This is a genomic window from Bradyrhizobium sp. B039, from assembly GCF_038965675.1.
GTDB lineage: Bacteria > Pseudomonadota > Alphaproteobacteria > Rhizobiales > Xanthobacteraceae > Bradyrhizobium > Bradyrhizobium diazoefficiens.
This window is the reverse complement of the sequence record NZ_CP152416.1, coordinates 2,507,403-2,522,672: the sequence shown is the minus strand read 5'-3', so window position 1 is coordinate 2,522,672 and position 15,270 is coordinate 2,507,403. Positions and strand designations below refer to the sequence as shown.

16 protein-coding genes and 1 riboswitch are annotated in these 15,270 nt (G+C 65.2%); of the genes, 12 read left to right on the top strand and 4 right to left on the bottom strand.

Annotated features, from left to right (window positions below; translation table 11 throughout):
• The first annotated feature begins 22 nt into the window (after positions 1 to 22).
• The 3 genes from AAFG50_RS12005 to AAFG50_RS11995 all read left to right on the top strand — a co-directional run bounded on the left by AAFG50_RS12005 (position 23) and on the right by AAFG50_RS11995 (position 3,224).
• Positions 23 to 757: a TlyA family RNA methyltransferase gene (locus AAFG50_RS12005; protein ID WP_028175337.1), complete on the top strand. Its 735-nt coding sequence runs from the start codon at positions 23 to 25 to the stop codon at positions 755 to 757.
• On the top strand, positions 750 to 1,997 hold the full coding sequence (locus tag AAFG50_RS12000; RefSeq protein ID WP_028175338.1) for a methyltransferase: 1,248 nt from the start codon (positions 750 to 752) through the stop codon (positions 1,995 to 1,997). The genes AAFG50_RS12005 and AAFG50_RS12000 overlap by 8 nt, the downstream gene beginning before the upstream one ends.
• A gap of 162 nt (positions 1,998 to 2,159) precedes the next feature.
• Complete coding sequence (locus AAFG50_RS11995; protein ID WP_232675250.1) at positions 2,160 to 3,224, top strand: Tat pathway signal protein; 1,065 nt, start codon at positions 2,160 to 2,162, stop codon at positions 3,222 to 3,224.
• Between the two features lie 4 nt (positions 3,225 to 3,228).
• Here AAFG50_RS11995 and AAFG50_RS11990 read toward each other — a convergent pair whose 3' ends face one another.
• Positions 3,229 to 3,831, bottom strand: a complete 603-nt coding sequence (locus AAFG50_RS11990) for a hypothetical protein (protein ID WP_028175340.1) — start codon at positions 3,829 to 3,831, stop codon at positions 3,229 to 3,231.
• Between the two features lie 253 nt (positions 3,832 to 4,084).
• Between AAFG50_RS11990 and AAFG50_RS11985 the strand changes: the two genes are divergently transcribed.
• From AAFG50_RS11985 to AAFG50_RS11975, 3 genes are all read left to right on the top strand, one after another.
• Positions 4,085 to 5,143 (top strand): class I SAM-dependent methyltransferase, encoded by a 1,059-nt coding sequence (locus AAFG50_RS11985; protein ID WP_028175341.1) that lies wholly within the window; start codon positions 4,085 to 4,087, stop codon positions 5,141 to 5,143.
• A gap of 147 nt (positions 5,144 to 5,290) precedes the next feature.
• Positions 5,291 to 5,932 carry a carboxymuconolactone decarboxylase gene (locus tag AAFG50_RS11980; protein WP_231166660.1) on the top strand — a complete coding sequence of 214 codons (642 nt, stop codon included), beginning with the start codon at positions 5,291 to 5,293 and terminating at the stop codon, positions 5,930 to 5,932.
• 54 nt (positions 5,933 to 5,986) lie between these two features.
• Positions 5,987 to 6,760, top strand: a complete 774-nt coding sequence (locus tag AAFG50_RS11975; RefSeq protein ID WP_028175343.1) for an enoyl-CoA hydratase/isomerase family protein — start codon at positions 5,987 to 5,989, stop codon at positions 6,758 to 6,760.
• A 39-nt stretch (positions 6,761 to 6,799) separates the two neighbouring features.
• On the opposite strand, the gene AAFG50_RS11970 is transcribed toward AAFG50_RS11975, so the two are convergent.
• Positions 6,800 to 7,435 (bottom strand): hypothetical protein, encoded by a 636-nt coding sequence (locus AAFG50_RS11970; protein ID WP_028175344.1) that lies wholly within the window; start codon positions 7,433 to 7,435, stop codon positions 6,800 to 6,802.
• 755 nt (positions 7,436 to 8,190) lie between these two features.
• Here AAFG50_RS11970 and AAFG50_RS11965 point away from each other — a divergent pair.
• Positions 8,191 to 10,569, top strand: coding sequence for an autotransporter outer membrane beta-barrel domain-containing protein (locus AAFG50_RS11965; RefSeq protein WP_074077741.1), 2,379 nt, complete (start codon positions 8,191 to 8,193; stop codon positions 10,567 to 10,569).
• Positions 10,570 to 10,724: 155 nt separating this feature from the next.
• Here AAFG50_RS11965 and AAFG50_RS11960 read toward each other — a convergent pair whose 3' ends face one another.
• The gene (locus AAFG50_RS11960) at positions 10,725 to 11,582 is read right to left on the bottom strand and encodes a DUF1194 domain-containing protein (protein ID WP_011085427.1); all 858 of its coding nucleotides are present in this window, start codon (positions 11,580 to 11,582) and stop codon (positions 10,725 to 10,727) included.
• A 251-nt stretch (positions 11,583 to 11,833) separates the two neighbouring features.
• Positions 11,834 to 11,911, top strand: a riboswitch (Fluoride riboswitch).
• 129 nt (positions 11,912 to 12,040) lie between these two features.
• Here AAFG50_RS11960 and AAFG50_RS11955 point away from each other — a divergent pair.
• From AAFG50_RS11955 to clpS, 5 genes are read left to right on the top strand one after another with little or no spacing between them, the layout of a single operon-like run.
• The gene (locus AAFG50_RS11955) at positions 12,041 to 13,249 is read left to right on the top strand and encodes an MFS transporter (RefSeq protein ID WP_028175345.1); all 1,209 of its coding nucleotides are present in this window, start codon (positions 12,041 to 12,043) and stop codon (positions 13,247 to 13,249) included.
• Between the two features lie 19 nt (positions 13,250 to 13,268).
• Positions 13,269 to 13,658, top strand: coding sequence for a fluoride efflux transporter CrcB (crcB, locus tag AAFG50_RS11950; RefSeq protein WP_028175346.1), 390 nt, complete (start codon positions 13,269 to 13,271; stop codon positions 13,656 to 13,658).
• Between the two features lie 6 nt (positions 13,659 to 13,664).
• Positions 13,665 to 14,093 carry a fluoride efflux transporter CrcB gene (gene crcB, locus AAFG50_RS11945; protein WP_028175347.1) on the top strand — a complete coding sequence of 143 codons (429 nt, stop codon included), beginning with the start codon at positions 13,665 to 13,667 and terminating at the stop codon, positions 14,091 to 14,093.
• Between the two features lie 2 nt (positions 14,094 to 14,095).
• Complete coding sequence (locus AAFG50_RS11940; RefSeq protein WP_011085423.1) at positions 14,096 to 14,437, top strand: DUF190 domain-containing protein; 342 nt, start codon at positions 14,096 to 14,098, stop codon at positions 14,435 to 14,437.
• 44 nt (positions 14,438 to 14,481) lie between these two features.
• On the top strand, positions 14,482 to 14,787 hold the full coding sequence (clpS, locus tag AAFG50_RS11935; RefSeq protein WP_028175348.1) for an ATP-dependent Clp protease adapter ClpS: 306 nt from the start codon (positions 14,482 to 14,484) through the stop codon (positions 14,785 to 14,787).
• 4 nt (positions 14,788 to 14,791) lie between these two features.
• On the opposite strand, the gene AAFG50_RS11930 is transcribed toward clpS, so the two are convergent.
• Complete coding sequence (locus AAFG50_RS11930) at positions 14,792 to 15,259, bottom strand: substrate-binding domain-containing protein (protein WP_231166659.1); 468 nt, start codon at positions 15,257 to 15,259, stop codon at positions 14,792 to 14,794.
• Positions 15,260 to 15,270 lie beyond the last annotated feature (11 nt).

Genomic DNA, 15,270 nt, shown 5'->3' with positions numbered 1-15,270 from the left:
AGAATCGTCTCATGAGAGCGTGATGTCCCCTTCCCGCAAACGCGCGGATATTCTGCTGGTCGAGCGCGGCCTGTTCGAGAGCCGGGCACGGGCGCGCGCGGCCATCGAGGCCGGCCTCGTCACGGCCGACGACAAGCAGGTGACGAAACCGTCGGAGACCATCGCCGAGGACGCGGTGATCCAGGCCGAGCCCGCGCACCCCTACGTGTCGCGCGGCGGCGTCAAGCTCGCCGGCGCGCTGGAACGCTACCCGATCGAGATCGAGGACCATGTCTGCCTCGACGTCGGTGCCTCCACCGGCGGTTTCACCGAGGTGCTGCTGGCCAATGGCGCAAGCCTGGTGTTCGCCATCGACGTCGGCACCAGCCAGTTGCATCCCTCGCTGCGCGATCATCCCAAAATCGTGTCGATGGAGGAGACCGACATCCGCGCCTATGAAGGCAAACGCCTGCCGGCGCGGCCCGATGTCGTCGTGATCGACGTCAGCTTCATCTCGTTGAAGGCCGTCCTGCCCGTAGCGCTGTCGCTGGCGGCCGCACCGATGAGCCTGCTGGCGCTGATCAAGCCGCAATTCGAGGCCGAGCGGAAGCACAACAAGAAGGGCATCATCCGCGACGCCGCCGTGCATCAGCAGATCTGCGACGACATCGCGGCCTTCGCCGCCTCGCTCGGCTGCACCGACATCGAGGTGTTCCCCTCGCCGATCACCGGCGGCGACGGCAACATCGAATTCTTCCTGGGCGCGCGCCGTGGTTGAGCGCCTGAGGATCGATCACGTCGGCCATCGCGGCGACGGCGTCGCGCTCGGCGCCGGTGAAGCGATCTATGTGCCGTATGCGCTCGGCGGCGAGACCGTCGAGGTCGACCATGTCGCGGGCAACCATCCCGACCGCCGCAAGCTGCTGGCGGTCGACGTCGCAAGCCCCGAGCGCGTCGCGCCGTTCTGCCCGCATTTCGGCATCTGCGGCGGCTGCGCGATCCAGCACTGGGCGGCCGAGCCGTATCATGCCTGGAAGCGCAGCATCGTGGTCGAGACGCTGGCGCAGGCCGGCATCGATTGCGAGGTCGCGCCGCTGGTCGATGCCCATGGCGTGGGGCGCAGGCGCGTCACGCTGCATGGCCGGTTCGGCACGCATGACATCCTCAAGGTCGGATTCTCGGCAGCGAGCTCGCACGACGTCATCCCAATTCATCGCTGCCCGATCCTCGATCCCGCACTCGACGGCGCGCTCGATGCCGCCTGGGCGCTGGCCGAGCCGCTCACGTCCAAAATGCCGGTGACAAAGCCGCTCGACATCCAGGTCACGGCGACCGCGAACGGCCTCGATGTCGATGTGCGCGGCTCCGGCCCGCTGCCGACGCCGCTGGTCACGGCGCTGTCGCGCGTCGCCGAGCAGCATCGCCTGGCGCGGCTGACGCGGCATGGCGAGCTGGTGCTGCAGCGCCTGCCGCCGACGGTGAAGATGGGCCGCACTGAAGTGACGCTGCCGCCGGGCTCGTTCTTGCAGGCAACCGTCGCGGGCGAAGAGACGCTGGCATCTCTCGTGGCCGAGCGCGTCGGCAAGGCCAAGGAGGTTCTCGACCTCTTCTGCGGTGTCGGGCCGTTCGCGCTGCGGCTCGCCGAGAAGGCGCGCGTCACCGCTTACGATAGCGATGCCGGCGCAGTTGCCGCGCTGGCAAAGGCCGCGCGCACGCCCGGCCTGAAGCCGATCAGGTGCGAGCCGCGCGACCTGTTCCGCCGCCCCCTGGTGCCGCAGGAGCTGCGCGACTTCGACGCCGTCGTGTTCGATCCCCCGCGCCAGGGCGCACAGGCGCAGGCACTGAAGCTGGCCGCAAGCAAGGTGCCCGTCATCGTCGCGGTGTCCTGCAACGTCGCAACCTTCGCCCGCGACGCACGGCTGCTGATCGACGGCGGCTACAGGATCGAGACCGTCGTGCCAGTCGACCAATTCCGCCACACGCCGCATGTCGAGCTGGTGGCGCGTTTTGCGCGGTAGCTGCAAGCCTCGTGGGACGGCCCGCCGCGGGCGCCTCACCAGATTGATCCGCGGCCGATCCGAACCTTGATACCGGTCAACCGCCCGAGCTTCCGGGGACGCTAGAAGCGTCGTGGCGAAAGGGCCGTGGAGCGGATGATGGCGATCGACCGGCGACAACTCATGACCATCGCGCTCGGACTTTCCGCGGCGGCAATCACCGCCCGCCCCTCGGCTGCGGCGACGACGACCTATGAGGAAACGGTGCGGGCGTCGCGAGCGCCGCTGCAATCGGTGCCGCGGGACCGCGAGCTCGTGCGCTTTGCCACGCTCGCCGCCAACAGCCACAACACCCAGCCCTGGATCTTCTCCGCCCGCGGCAATGAAATCGTGATTGCGCCCGATTTCGCGCGCCGCTGTCCGGTAGTCGATCCGGACGATCACCACCTTTTCGTCAGCCTCGGCTGCGCCGCCGAGAACCTCGTTCTCGCGGCATCAGCGCTCGGCTGGCGCGCGAACCCGATTATCGACGGTGACAAGGTCCGGATCGCGCTGGAGCCAGCGCGCCCCGAAGCGTCGGCGCTCGTCAACGCGATTCCCCTCAGGCAATGCACCCGTGCAGCCTTCGACGGCAAGCCGGTGGCGCCCGACATTCTGCGCCAGCTCGAGAACGCCTGCCGGGAGCCGAACGTCTCGGCAATCCTGATGACCGAACGCGCCGCCATCGCAAAGATCACCGACTACGTGCTCGAAGGCAATGCCGCGCAAATGCGCGACAAGGCCTTCATGCGCGAGCTCGTGAACTGGATGCGCTTCAACGAGGCCGATGCGGTCGCGACCATGGACGGGTTGTTCTCGCGGGCCTCGGGAAGCCCGTCCCTGCCGGCATGGATCGCGCGACCGCTGCTCAGGTTCTTCTTCACCGAAAGCGGCGAGAGCGGGAAATACCGCGCCGAGCTCGACAGCTCCGCGGGTGTCGTCGTGCTTGCCGCCGATCGTAGCGACACGTCGCACTGGATTGCGGTCGGCCGTGCCTGCCAGCGGTTCGGCCTGCAGGCGACCGCGCTCGGGCTCAAATATTCCTTCGTCAACCAGCCGGTCGAGGTGGCGACACTAAGGCCGCAGTTCGCAGCGACGCTCGGACTCGGCGAGCGGCGTCCCGATATCGTGATGCGCTTCGGAGCCGGGCCGGATCTGCCGAAATCGCTCCGCCGCGCCCCGGAACTGGTGATGCGGCCGACGCAATAGTCTCCTAGCGTCGAAGGCCGCCGAGCGCCGGTGACTCGCCGGGCAGCATGTTCGATCTGATATCGCTGTCCATGCGTCCCGAGTCCTGCTGGGTGAACCCGGCTCCGAACGACAGGCTGAGGTTGGAGGTCGGCTTGAACTCGACACCCGCGAACGCGCCATAGCCGGGCCCGGCGCCGGAGGTGAGCGGCGCAAGCGAACTGCCAATGCCGTTGCCGTATTTCAGCGTGTCGAAGCCGGCAAAGAACGTGACGGGCATGCCGCCCGCCGTCTTGGTGTTGTAGCCGAACTGCGTGCTGTCATAGGAGAGCGCGCTGAAATTGCCGGCCTGTCCAGCCTGGCCGAGACCGCTCCAATTGAGGTTGCCACGCTGGCTACCGACGAAGAAGCCGTTCGCAAAGTTGGCGCGCCCGCCTGCGTCGCTGGCACTGAAGCCTGGAAAATTGCCGTAACTTTCGGAGCTCTGGCCATCGCTGCCGCCAAAGCCGAAAGGTCCGCCCGGTATCCAATACCTCAAGGGTGCAACTTGCGCATGAGCGGGCGCTCCGCCGAGGCAAAGCACGGCGAAGAGAGCTGCGAGACCGCAAGAACCTGCAAGGCTGGACATTCCGGCTACCGTCAAAATGCTCACAAATTATACCCTCGGTATATCGCGATGGCCAGCGAAGCAATGGCGGTCCCGCGGCCCCGGTTCCAGGGTCACGTATTCCTGACAAATTGAACCTCCCATCCGCCGGATTGACCCACATAGAGGACGCGCAAGCTCGAGCCGTCATCGCGATCGCCAGAGCCTCGTGCGATCCAGCAATGCGCAGTTTGCGCTGACCTTTGAAAATGCCCGACACAGCATGGAGGACGTCATGGAGGTCAATTCCGACAGGTTGAATGCCTTTATGGGCAAGATGATCACCGAGGTCGGGGCCGCGATGAACGCATCGCTGGTCCTGCTGGGCGACAAGCTCGGCCTCTATCGCGCCCTCGCCGCCAAGGGGCCCATGAACTCTGCCGAACTCGCAAGCGCCACCGGAACGAACGAACGCTACGTCCGCGAGTGGCTGTCGAGCCAGGCGGCTTCTGGTTACGTCGAATATGATACCGCTTCAGGAAAATTCTCGATGTTGCCGGAGCAGGCGATGGCGCTTGCCGACGAGGACAGCCCGGTGTTCCTCGGCGCAGTCGGCAATGTCATTGCCGCGGCGTTCCTCGACGAGCCGAAAATCACGGATGCATTCAAGTCCGGCAAGGGAGTCGGCTGGAACCGGCGGAGCGAGTGCCTGTTCTGCGGCACCGCCCGCTTCTTCCGCACCGGCTACATGCATCATCTGGTGCAGGAGTGGCTGCCCGCGCTCGACGGCGTGGTGGACAAGCTCAAGCGCGGCGCCAAGGTCGCCGATGTCGGTTGCGGGCATGGCGTTTCGACGCGGCTGATGGCGAACGCCTTCCCGAACTCCCGGTTCTACGGCTTCGACTATCACGAGGGCTCGATCGAGGCCGCGCGAAAGGCGGCCAATGAGGCCAAGCTGGGCGACCGGGTCAGCTTTGCTGTTCACTCGGCCAAGACCTATCCGGCCGAAGGCTATGATCTCGTCTGCTTCTTCGATTGCCTGCACGACATGGGCGATCCCGTCGGCGCCATCAGCCACGTACGCGAAGCCATGGACAAGGACGGCACCTGCATGCTGGTCGAGCCGTTCGCGGGCGACCGCCTCGAAGACAATCTCAATCCGGTCGGTCGCGTCTACTATGCGGCGTCGACCATGATCTGCACACCGGCCTCGCTCGACCAGGAGGTCGGCCTGGCGCTGGGCGCACAAGCGGGCGAAGCAAGGCTGCGCAAGGTCGCCCGCGAAGGCGGCCTGACGCGCTTCCGTCGCGCCGCCGAAACGCCCTTCAACCTGATCCTGGAGGCGCGGATCTGATCTCGATCGCGCCGGGCGCAGGGAGGCGGCATGCGGCCATGCCCGTACCGCAGCCTCGCCCGGTGCCGACATCCTTGCCTCACTCGCGCCGCAACGTAAGCTGGCGTCGAGCAGGCGGCGCGAGTCCGCCGCAATGGGAGGATGACGATGCGATATCTGGGTCTGGCGCTGGCTGTGCTGTTCACCATCGCGACCTCGGAAGCCGGCCGCGCGGCCGAGCCGACCCGCTTCGTGCCGCTGCAACCCGACGAACTTTCGTCGTCGCAGAAAGAATGGGCGGACGCGATCGCGGTGCCCCCGCGCAACGCGAAATTCACCAACCCGCCCTACCGCGCCTACATCCATAACCCGGAGCTGGCGCCAAAACTCTCTGCGATGTCGGACTATCTGCGCTGGAATTCGTCGCTGCCGGCGCGCCTCAGCGAATTCGCGATCCTGATCACCGCGCGGCAATGGACGGCGCAGTATGAATGGTTCGCGCATTATCCGCTCGCGATGAAGGCCGGGCTCGATCCTGATGTCGCCAAGGACGTCGCCAACGGCGTGCGGCCGAAGGCGATGAAGGACGACGAGGCCGCGCTCTACGACCTCGCGATAGCGCTCTATCGCGACAAGAAGGTGTCCGACGATGTCTACCGCGCGGCAAAGCAAAAATTCGGCGAGCGCGGCATCATGGATGTTATCGGCCTGATCGGCTATTACGACCTGGTCTCGATGACGCTGATCACGATGCAGGCGGAAGCGCCGAACGACAGCGTGCCCCCGCTGCCGCCGCTGGCTGCGAAATAGCCACGCAGCAACCGCGGTTTATACCGCACGATCCCAAGAAGCCTGGAGACCCCGGTGACATCTGACAGCCCCGTCGCCTACGAATGCGCGGGCAACATCGCCCGCATCACGCTCAACCGCCCGCCGGTCAATGCGCTGAGCCTCGAGGTCATCCGGGCGGTGGTCGCGGCACTGCGCCGCGCCGCCGACGATCCGGATGCGCGCGTGGTTGTGCTGGCGAGCGCGATCGCCAGGCGCTTTTCGGCAGGCCTCGACCTCGACATCCTGCTTGGCAAATCCGGCGCCCAGATCCGCGAATTCCTCCAGGCGCTCTATATCGACCTTTACGACGCCCAGTACGGGCTCGGAAAGCCGTCGATCGCCGCGGTCGGCGGCGCGGCCCGCGGCGGCGGCATGACCATGGCGGTGTCCTGCGACGTGGTGCTGGCATCCGAGAGCGCGACGTTCGGCTATCCCGAGATCGACGTCGGCGTCATTCCCGCGATCCACTACGCGCATCTGCCGCGCATCATCGGGCGCCACCGCGCTTTCGAGCTGCTGTTCACCGGCCGCGTCTTCAGCGCCGCCGAGGCACGCGAGCTCGGCGTGGTGAACCGCGTCGTGGGAGATACGGAGCTCGAGGCCGAGGTCGTGAGGCTCGCGGCGCAGTTCGCCGCGAAATCAGCCGCGGTGCTGCGGATGGGCCGGGCCGCCTTCATGCGCCAGATCGACCTCGACTATCGGCGCAGCATTGCCAGCGCCGTGGACGACTTCTGCAACGTCGCGACGTCGGACGAGGCGCAGGAGGGCCTGAGGGCGTTCGTAGAGAAACGGGCACCGAAATGGTGAGGACGGCCGGCCGCCGCGCGCGTCGGGAACGCGAAGCGTTCAGGCGGTCTTGTCGACCGAAGACGATGAATCGGCCGGTGGATATTTCGTCACCGGCACCATGAAGGACTTGGTGCCGACCTGGTAGATGACCTTGCCGTTCTTCCCGTCATCGGTCGCAATCTGCGCCTGCCCGAACATGATGACGTTCTTGTAGACGATGCCGGTGCCCTGGCGGGTGATGCCGTCGGTGGTGACGCTGACCTGCGCTTCGTTGCCGTTGACGGCGAGCACCTTGAAGCTCGCGCTCTTGCCGTTGTCGCTGGAATAGCCGCCCCAGCTTCCCATGAGACGGCTGTCGGAGGCCGGCGGCGCCTGCTTCTCGAGATTGGCGGTCTGCTTGCCGGCGCCGCCCGCAGAGAACAGCAGCACCATGTTCTTGCCGTCCTTGGTGCCGACGGTGACCCCGCCGAAGGTGATAAGCGAGCCCTGGACCTCGCCAAAGCCGCGCTCGGTGTGCCCGTTATGGGTGTATTCGACCTGCGCCCGCGCACCGCGGATGTTCACGACCTTGAAGCCGACCGGCTGGTTGTTGCCCACCCAATTGCCCTTCCAGTCACCGACCAGAGCGCTCTGGTGAAAGATCCGCTCGTTCGCGGGCGAAATCTGGCTGGTGCTCGATGTGACGATGGCCATTGGATTGCTCGGCGGACAGGTCTGGCGAATCCGCTGCCGTGTGCGCCGGACAGCAATGTCGGAACAGACCTGGAAGCAAACGGAAACAATCCGATTAGGGCCACGCGGCGGTTAACGGTCGGTTAAATTCAACCGCAAGGCGAGATGGGGCAAATGGTCTCATTTCAGGTAAGTCTCGCGTGTCAATGGCCGGGAGGCGGACAACCGGATCTGATCCCGAAAGAACTTTGTTAAGCGTCTTTCGTTGCGCAAACGGCACACGCCGCATGCATCTTTTGAGAAGCACGTTTCGATTGTTGTCTGATCGCTTCTGCTCGCCTAGCGTTGTGGTTGTACTTCGTGGACTACACGACAACGACAATCCGCACCCTCGAACGGTGTGGACGTAATTGGAATACTGCATGCGCGAATGCATCGGGGCTGCTGCGACGATCCGACGGCAATCAGATGACACGCTTCGCAGGAGTCCGAATCGGACTCGGCATTGTTCCGCCAGCACCCGCCGAACCCGAATGCTTCGCCTGCTCCTGGCGAGCTTGCTGGTTGTGGTGCTATCGGCGCTGTTCACGCGATCAGCCTCGGCCCAGGCGAATTGGACCGGTTTGACCAGCAACGATTGGATGGCCGGGAGCAACTGGACGACCGCAGCCCCTCCGATCCCGGGTCAAACCGTCAACATAGGTATCTTGGGCGCGCCGCCGCAAAGGGAGACGATCCTCGGCGTCGGCGGTCCGGTCAACGTCTCGGTGGGGACTATGTCCATTGGCAACAGCGGTGGAACGGCCGGCAATCTAACGATCCAGAACGGCAGCACGTTGACGAGTACCGGCTCATCGCGGCTCGGGATATCGGCTGGAGCCACCGGCATCGTGACCGTCACCGGTGCGGGGTCGCAATGGAACATCCCCGCTGCAACTTTTTATGTCGGCTTTCTAGGCGTCGGCACGCTTAACATTCAAAACGGCGGGGCTGTCGTTACGGGAGCCGGCACGGTCCTGGGTAACTTCGCCTCATCTTCCGGCACGCTCAACATCAGTGGCGGCGGCATACTGGAAACTCAATCCTTGCGGGGCGCGGCCGGGACGAGCCAGGCCAATTTCGACAATGGTATCCTGCGGGCGACTGCCAGCAACGCGACCTTCATCAACGGATTTACAGGAACCAAGCTCAACATCCTCGCGGGCGGGCTGACGATCGACACCGGAGCGTTCACGGTCGGCACCGATGCCACCTCCGCCTTCACGGGCGCCGGTGGATTGACCAAGATCGGCAACGGCACTCTGAACCTCGCCGCCAGCAGCCCTTATGCCGGCGAGACCGTGGTCCAAGCCGGCATCCTTGCCCTCACCGGCGCGGGCGCCATCAGCAATTCGAGCCGCGTCGTCGCCAGCGGGACGTTCGATATTTCCGGCATCGCCGCCAGCGGCACGATCATTCAGAGCCTCGCCGGCAGCGGCGGCGTCAGCCTCGGCACGAAGTCCCTGACGATCGCCAACGCGAACGACGCGTTCGCAGGCGTGATCGGCGGCACGGGCGGTCTGACCGTCACCGGTGGCACGCAGACGCTGTCGGGCGCCAACAACTATACCGGCGCGACAAATGTGAACGGCGGCACCCTGCGCGCCGGAGCCGCGAATACATTCAGCGCAGCGTCGGCCTTCAACGTGGCCGCCGGCGGCACACTCGACCTCGCCGGCTTTAATCAAACGCTCACCTCGCTCGGTAATGCCGGCACGGTCACTCTCGGCGGCGCCCCTGGAGCCACACTGACCGTGGTCGGCAATTACGTGGGCAATGGCGGCACCGTTCAACTCAACACCAGGCTCGGCGGCGACAGCTCGCCGACCGATCTGTTGCGGGTGCAAGGAAGCACATCGGGCTCGTCATCACTCCGGGTCACCAATGTCGGCGGCGCCGGCGCGCAGACCACCGAAGGCATCAAGGTGATAGACGTGGTCGGCGCGTCCAACGGCAGCTTTTCGCTTCTAGGCAGCTACGTCTTTCACGGCGAGCAGGCCGTGGTCGGCGGCGCCTATGCCTATACGTTGCAGAAGAATGGCATCGCCACACCCGGTGACGGCGATTGGTATCTGCGCTCGAGCCTGATCAATCCGCCGGTGACGGCACCGCCCGGCCCGCTGTATCAGCCGGGCGTTCCGCTCTACGAGAACTATGCGCAAGTGCTGCTTGGCATGAATGATCTGCCGACGCTGCAGCAACGCGTCGGCAACCGCTATTGGGGCGGCAGCGACGCCATGGCGCGCGCCGGTGCCGCGCCGTTGACAGCCGCGGCTTCGCCGGCGCCCACGGCGTTCTGGGGCCGCATCGAAGGTGGCCATTCCGACTTGCAGCCCGCCAACACCACCGGCTCGACCTACAAGGCCGACCAGTTGAAAGTGCAGACAGGACTCGATGGCCTTGTGCTGGAGAACGAACGGGGCCGGTTGTTCGTCGGCCTCACCGCCCAATATGGCCTGACGACCGCCAATGTCGCGTCGTTCTTCGGCAATGGACGTATTCGCGTCGAGGGAACGGGCGCCGGCAGCACGCTGACCTGGTATGGCGACAACGGCTTCTATGTCGACGGTCAGGCACAGTCGATGTTCTATCGCAGCGATCTGTCGTCCGTGCTGGCCGGCAGCCTGACCCACGGCAATGAAGGGTTCGGCTACGCCTTCAGCGCCGAAACCGGCAAGCGGATCGGCTTCGGCAACGGCTGGTCGCTGACGCCGCAGGCGCAGCTTTCCTATTCGAAGGTCGCCTTCGACAGCTTTGCCGATCGGTTCGGCGCGCCGGTGTCGTTGCGCGATGGTGACAGCCTGCTCGGCCGCGCCGGACTTGCGCTCAATCATCAGAGGATATGGAGCGACCGCACGGGCATCGTGCGATCCGATGTCTACGGCATCGCCAATCTGCGTTACGAGTTTCTCAACGGCACCAATGTCGATGTCGCAGGTACCGGTTTTGTCAATGCGCAGGATCGGCTGTGGGGCAGCATCGGCGGCGGCGGCACCTACAGCTGGGCGAACGGGCGCTACGCCCTCTTCGGCGAGATCTCCTACAATGCGAGCCTCAACGACAGCTCTGACAACCGCAACTACAAGGGCACTGGAGGCTTCCGCCTCACCTGGTAAATAACGCGCTCGCAGCCGAGGCGCGCCGGCAAGCTTGCCGTCAACTACTTGGCCTTCGTCCAGCTTGCGTCAATAAGGCCTTGGCTGCGCGTCAATGAGTCCGCGCCCTAGAAGGGGAGCCTGACCCCGCCGCGCCCGGTGACGTTCCAGGCCGCTTAGCGTCCCCAGCGGTCCGACCAGATCTTCTCGCCGATCAGGCAGCTGACGCGCGGCTCCTTGTCGGCGACCCGCATCACGGGACGCTCGGGCACGCGGCCTGCGACCTCCATCAGGAGCTTGGTGCGGATCGCTTCCTTGAATTTCTCGCGGTCCTTGATCGTGATGACGAAGGAGCCGGGACCGCCGATGACGCAATCCTCGTAGTAGTAGTCGAGATTGTCGATATCCATGGTCGAATAGGACGGCTCCTTGACCATGATCGGCAGGCCGTTGATGACGATGCCTTTCTCGAGCGCGGCGTCGCGCGCCACCGTGACCGGGCCGCCATTGTTGTTGGGGCCGTCGCCGGAGATGTCGATGACGCGACGCAAGCCCCGATAGGGATCCTCGTCGAACAGCGGCATCGCGAACGTGATCGCGCCGGAGATCGAGGTGCGCGAGGCGCGCCGGATCGGCGTCTTCATGATTTCGGTGGCGACCGCGTCCGCGGTCTCAGGTCCGTCGATCAGCCGCCAGGGAATGATGATCTTCTGGTCGGTGGAGGCGGCCCACTCGAAATAGGTCACCGCAATCCGGCCGTTCGGGCCCATCTTCAGCGCCTGGAGAAACTCTTTCGACTGGATCGCCTGCGCGTAGCCCTCGCGCTGGATCGCCAGCTCGTCCATGTCCATGGAGTAGGAGACATCGACCGCGAGGATCAGCTCGACATCGACCGTCTGCGCATCCTTGTCGGCCGCCAGCCGCTGAGTCCTGGGCGGCTCAAACTTCGGCCCTGGTGCCGCGATGCCCGCAACGTCCCCCCCGGCAAGCACGCCGGCCACCAGCACAGCCCCGATCGAGAACAGCAAGCGCATCGCAGTCTCCCGTCGTATGATGCGATGGTGACATGCAATCGCCTTGCCGCAAAGTGCGAAGATCGCCTGCGCTTCACATTCGAGTTAGGAATTACGCAAAGCTGCCGCCGTGTTGCCGCGCTAGCGTCATCGGAACACGTGCGACCACAGGCTCCGTCATTCCGGGGCGGCTCGAAGAGCCGACCCCGGAATGACAGTACCGGACACGCACCCCGCCCACTTGTCCGGCGCGATTTCCATGCTAGGCTGGCCGCACAGATGGGGATGGAGTCCCCCGACAACCGCCCGGCGGTCGGTGACCGTGATGGGCTGATGACTCCTGCTTGAGGTGGGGCAATTTTTGAGCCTCTGCCTTTGGCGGGAGCATGGACAAACCCGCCAATGGCGGGTTTTTTGTTGCCTGATGGCGGAGGCCGGGACGTGAAGGCCAAGGGGACGTTCGAGGGGAAGTCCAAGGCGTGACGACGACGACACCGAATGCTGCGCGCGCGGGGCTGCCCAGGGGGGTCTGGGTGCTCGGCTTCGTCTCGATGCTGATGGACGTCTCCTCCGAGATGATCCACGCGCTGCTGCCGGTCTATCTCGTCACCGTGCTCGGCGCCTCGACGCTCACGGTCGGCTTCATCGAGGGCATTGCGGAGGCGACGGCCTCGATCACCAAGATCTTCTCCGGCGCGCTGTCGGACTGGCTCGGCCGCCGCAAGCTGCTTGCCGCGCTCGGCTACGGGCTGGCCGCCGTCACCAAGCCGCTATTCCCGCTCGCGCCCAGCGTCGAATGGCTGGTGGCGGCGCGCTTCATCGACCGGGTCGGCAAGGGCATTCGCGGCGCGCCGCGCGATGCGCTGATCGCCGATATCGCACCCGTCGGCCTGCGCGGCGCGAGCTTTGGCCTGCGCCAATCGCTCGACACCATCGGCGCCTTCGTCGGACCGCTCGCGGCGATCGGCCTGATGTGGTGGACGGCTGACAATTTTACCGCCGTGTTCTGGGTTGCCGTGCTGCCGGCCTTTCTGTCCTTCGGCCTGATCGCCTTTGCCGTGAGCGAGCCGGAGCCGGACCCGAGCCGGGAATCTGCGAAAAATCCGCTCAATCTCGCCGCGATGCGGCAGCTCGGAGCGGTCTACTGGCGTGTCGTGGCGGTCGGAATCGTCTTCACGCTGGCGCGCTTCAGCGAAGCCTTCCTGATCCTGCGCGCGCAGAACATCGGCCTCAATGCGATGTGGGTGCCGGCGGTGCTGGTGCTGATGAACATCGTCTACGCGCTGTCGGCCTATCCGGCCGGCGTGCTGTCGGACCGCATCAACCGGACCAGCCTGCTCGCGCTCGGTCTCGTCTTCCTCGCCGGCGCCGATCTCGCGCTCGCGCTGCTGCCGAGCCTCGGCGGCCTCGCGCTCGGGGTCGTGCTGTGGGGGCTGCATATGGGATTGACGCAAGGCCTGCTCTCGGCCCTCGTCGCCGACGCCGCGCCGCCAAGCTTGCGCGGCACTGCATTCGGCTATTTCAACCTGTTCACCGGCCTGGCACTGCTGGCCGCGAGCGTGATCGCCGGTGCGCTGTGGGACGCCTATGGTCCGGCCGGCACGTTCCTGGCAGGGCTCGGCTTCGCGCTGGTGTCGCTCGTAGGGCTGCTCGCCGTCGGCAACGGGCTGGCAGCGGAGGGCAAATGAGGATGGGGAGTCGTTCGTCGTGCTGAGCGGAGTGATCGCAATCGTGGTCGGCAGCGTGCTCGGCGGCTGTGCGCGCTACTTCATCTCCGGCGCTGTCGCGCGGCGGCTGGGCGAGACCTTTCCGTGGGGCACCATGACCATCAACGTCACCGGCGCCTTCCTGATCGGCATTTTAGGCGCGCTGGCAACCCATCCGGGCTCGATGTTCGCCTCGCCCAATCCATGGCTGTTCGCGGTGACCGGTTTCCTCGGCTGCTACACCACGGTGTCCTCGTTCAGCCTGCAAACGCTGACGCTCGCCCGCAACGGCGAGCCGATGCATGCGCTCGGCAACGTCGCCTTCTCGGTTGGACTGTGCCTCGCCGCAGTGAGCTGCGGCTTCCTGCTCGCTGACGGTCTTGGAGGGTAGAGGCCGATGAACGTTCCCTCCTCCGCCGAGCGCTGGCGCAGCGCGATGCTCTATGCCTGGGTTTCCGCCGGCAGCGTCGTCGGCGGCCTGACGCGCTACCTGGTCGGGCTCGCGCTCGATACCGGTCCAGGCTTTCCCTTCGCGACACTGTTCATCAACGCCACCGGCTCGCTGATCATCGGATTCTATGCGACGCTGACCGGCCCGGACGGCCGGATGCTGGCACGGCCCGAGCACCGGCAGTTCGTCATGACCGGGTTCTGTGGCGGCTATACCACCTTCTCGGCCTTCAGCCTGGAAACATTCCGCCTGTTCCACGGCGGCATGAAATACACCGCGCTGGCCTATGTCGCATCCTCCGTCGTCTGCTGGCTGGTGTCGGTCTGGCTCGGCCATATCATGGCGAGCCGCTACAACCGCTTGAAAAGGAGCTGACCATGCAAATTCCCAATCAGGCTGTTTCGCTCCGCATCTTCATCGGCGAGAGCGACCATTTCGACGGCAAGCCGCTCTATGAAGCGATCGTGATGAAGGCGCGCGAGCTGCACCTCGCCGGCGCCACCGTGCTGCGCGGTCCGATGGGGTTTGGCAAGTCGAGCCGGCTGCATACCTCGAAAATCCTGCGGCTCTCTGAAGACCTGCCGCTGCTGATCGAGATCGTCGACAGCGAGGACAACATCAACGCATTCCTGCCCATCCTGGATGGCATGATGTCGAGCGGGCTGATCACCTTGGAGAAGGTGCAGGTCCTGCAATATGGTGAGAAAGCCGCGAGCTGATCGCTCCGGCAGGGAACCCGAGCCCGCCGTGTCCAGGAGGCGGAATGAACGACGCCGTCACCAAGCCGAAAACCAGAACCAAGACCAAGGTCGAGCGGCCCAAGCTGCACAAGGTCATCCTGATCAACGACGACTACACGCCGCGCGAATTCGTCACGATGATCCTCAAGGCCGAGTTCCGCATGACGGAAGATCAGGCCTACAAGGTGATGATCACGGCGCACAAGCTGGGCGCCTGCGTGGTCGCCGTGTTCACCAGGGACGTCGCCGAGACCAAGGCAACCCGCGCCACCGACGCCGGCCGCTCCAAGGGCTATCCGCTGCTGTTCACGACCGAGCCGGAGGAATAGGCCGCTAGCCTCGGCCGCGACGGGAGCGCACTGGCTTGCGCGCAATGCTCGGGCGCGGATGCTCCTGAACGTGTTTCCAGAACGCCTCCGCCGCAGGCGTCAGTCGCGATCTCGGACGAAACACGTGGATCTCGATTGGAATCTCCCATTCCGGCCCGCCCGCCTTCACCAGTTCGCCCGATGCGAGCTGATCGGCGATGAGGCTCTCCGGCAGCCAGGCCATGCCGCGGCCGGCCTGCACCATGGTGATGAGAAGTTTTTGCAAGATGCGATGAAGGTCGCTTATTGAGGGGGACGTCTGGCAGTGGCCGGTGATCACAGAAACATCGCGCCACTGCTTTTGACGACTGAGCCGGAGGAATAAGCCATCCGCGCTTTCCGACTTTGCATTCCCGCCGGGGATCGCCGACAATGCCGCAAAACCGGCGCACGCCGAACAATAAACAAAGCGGGAAACGACGGACGTGGGCATATCAATAAGAA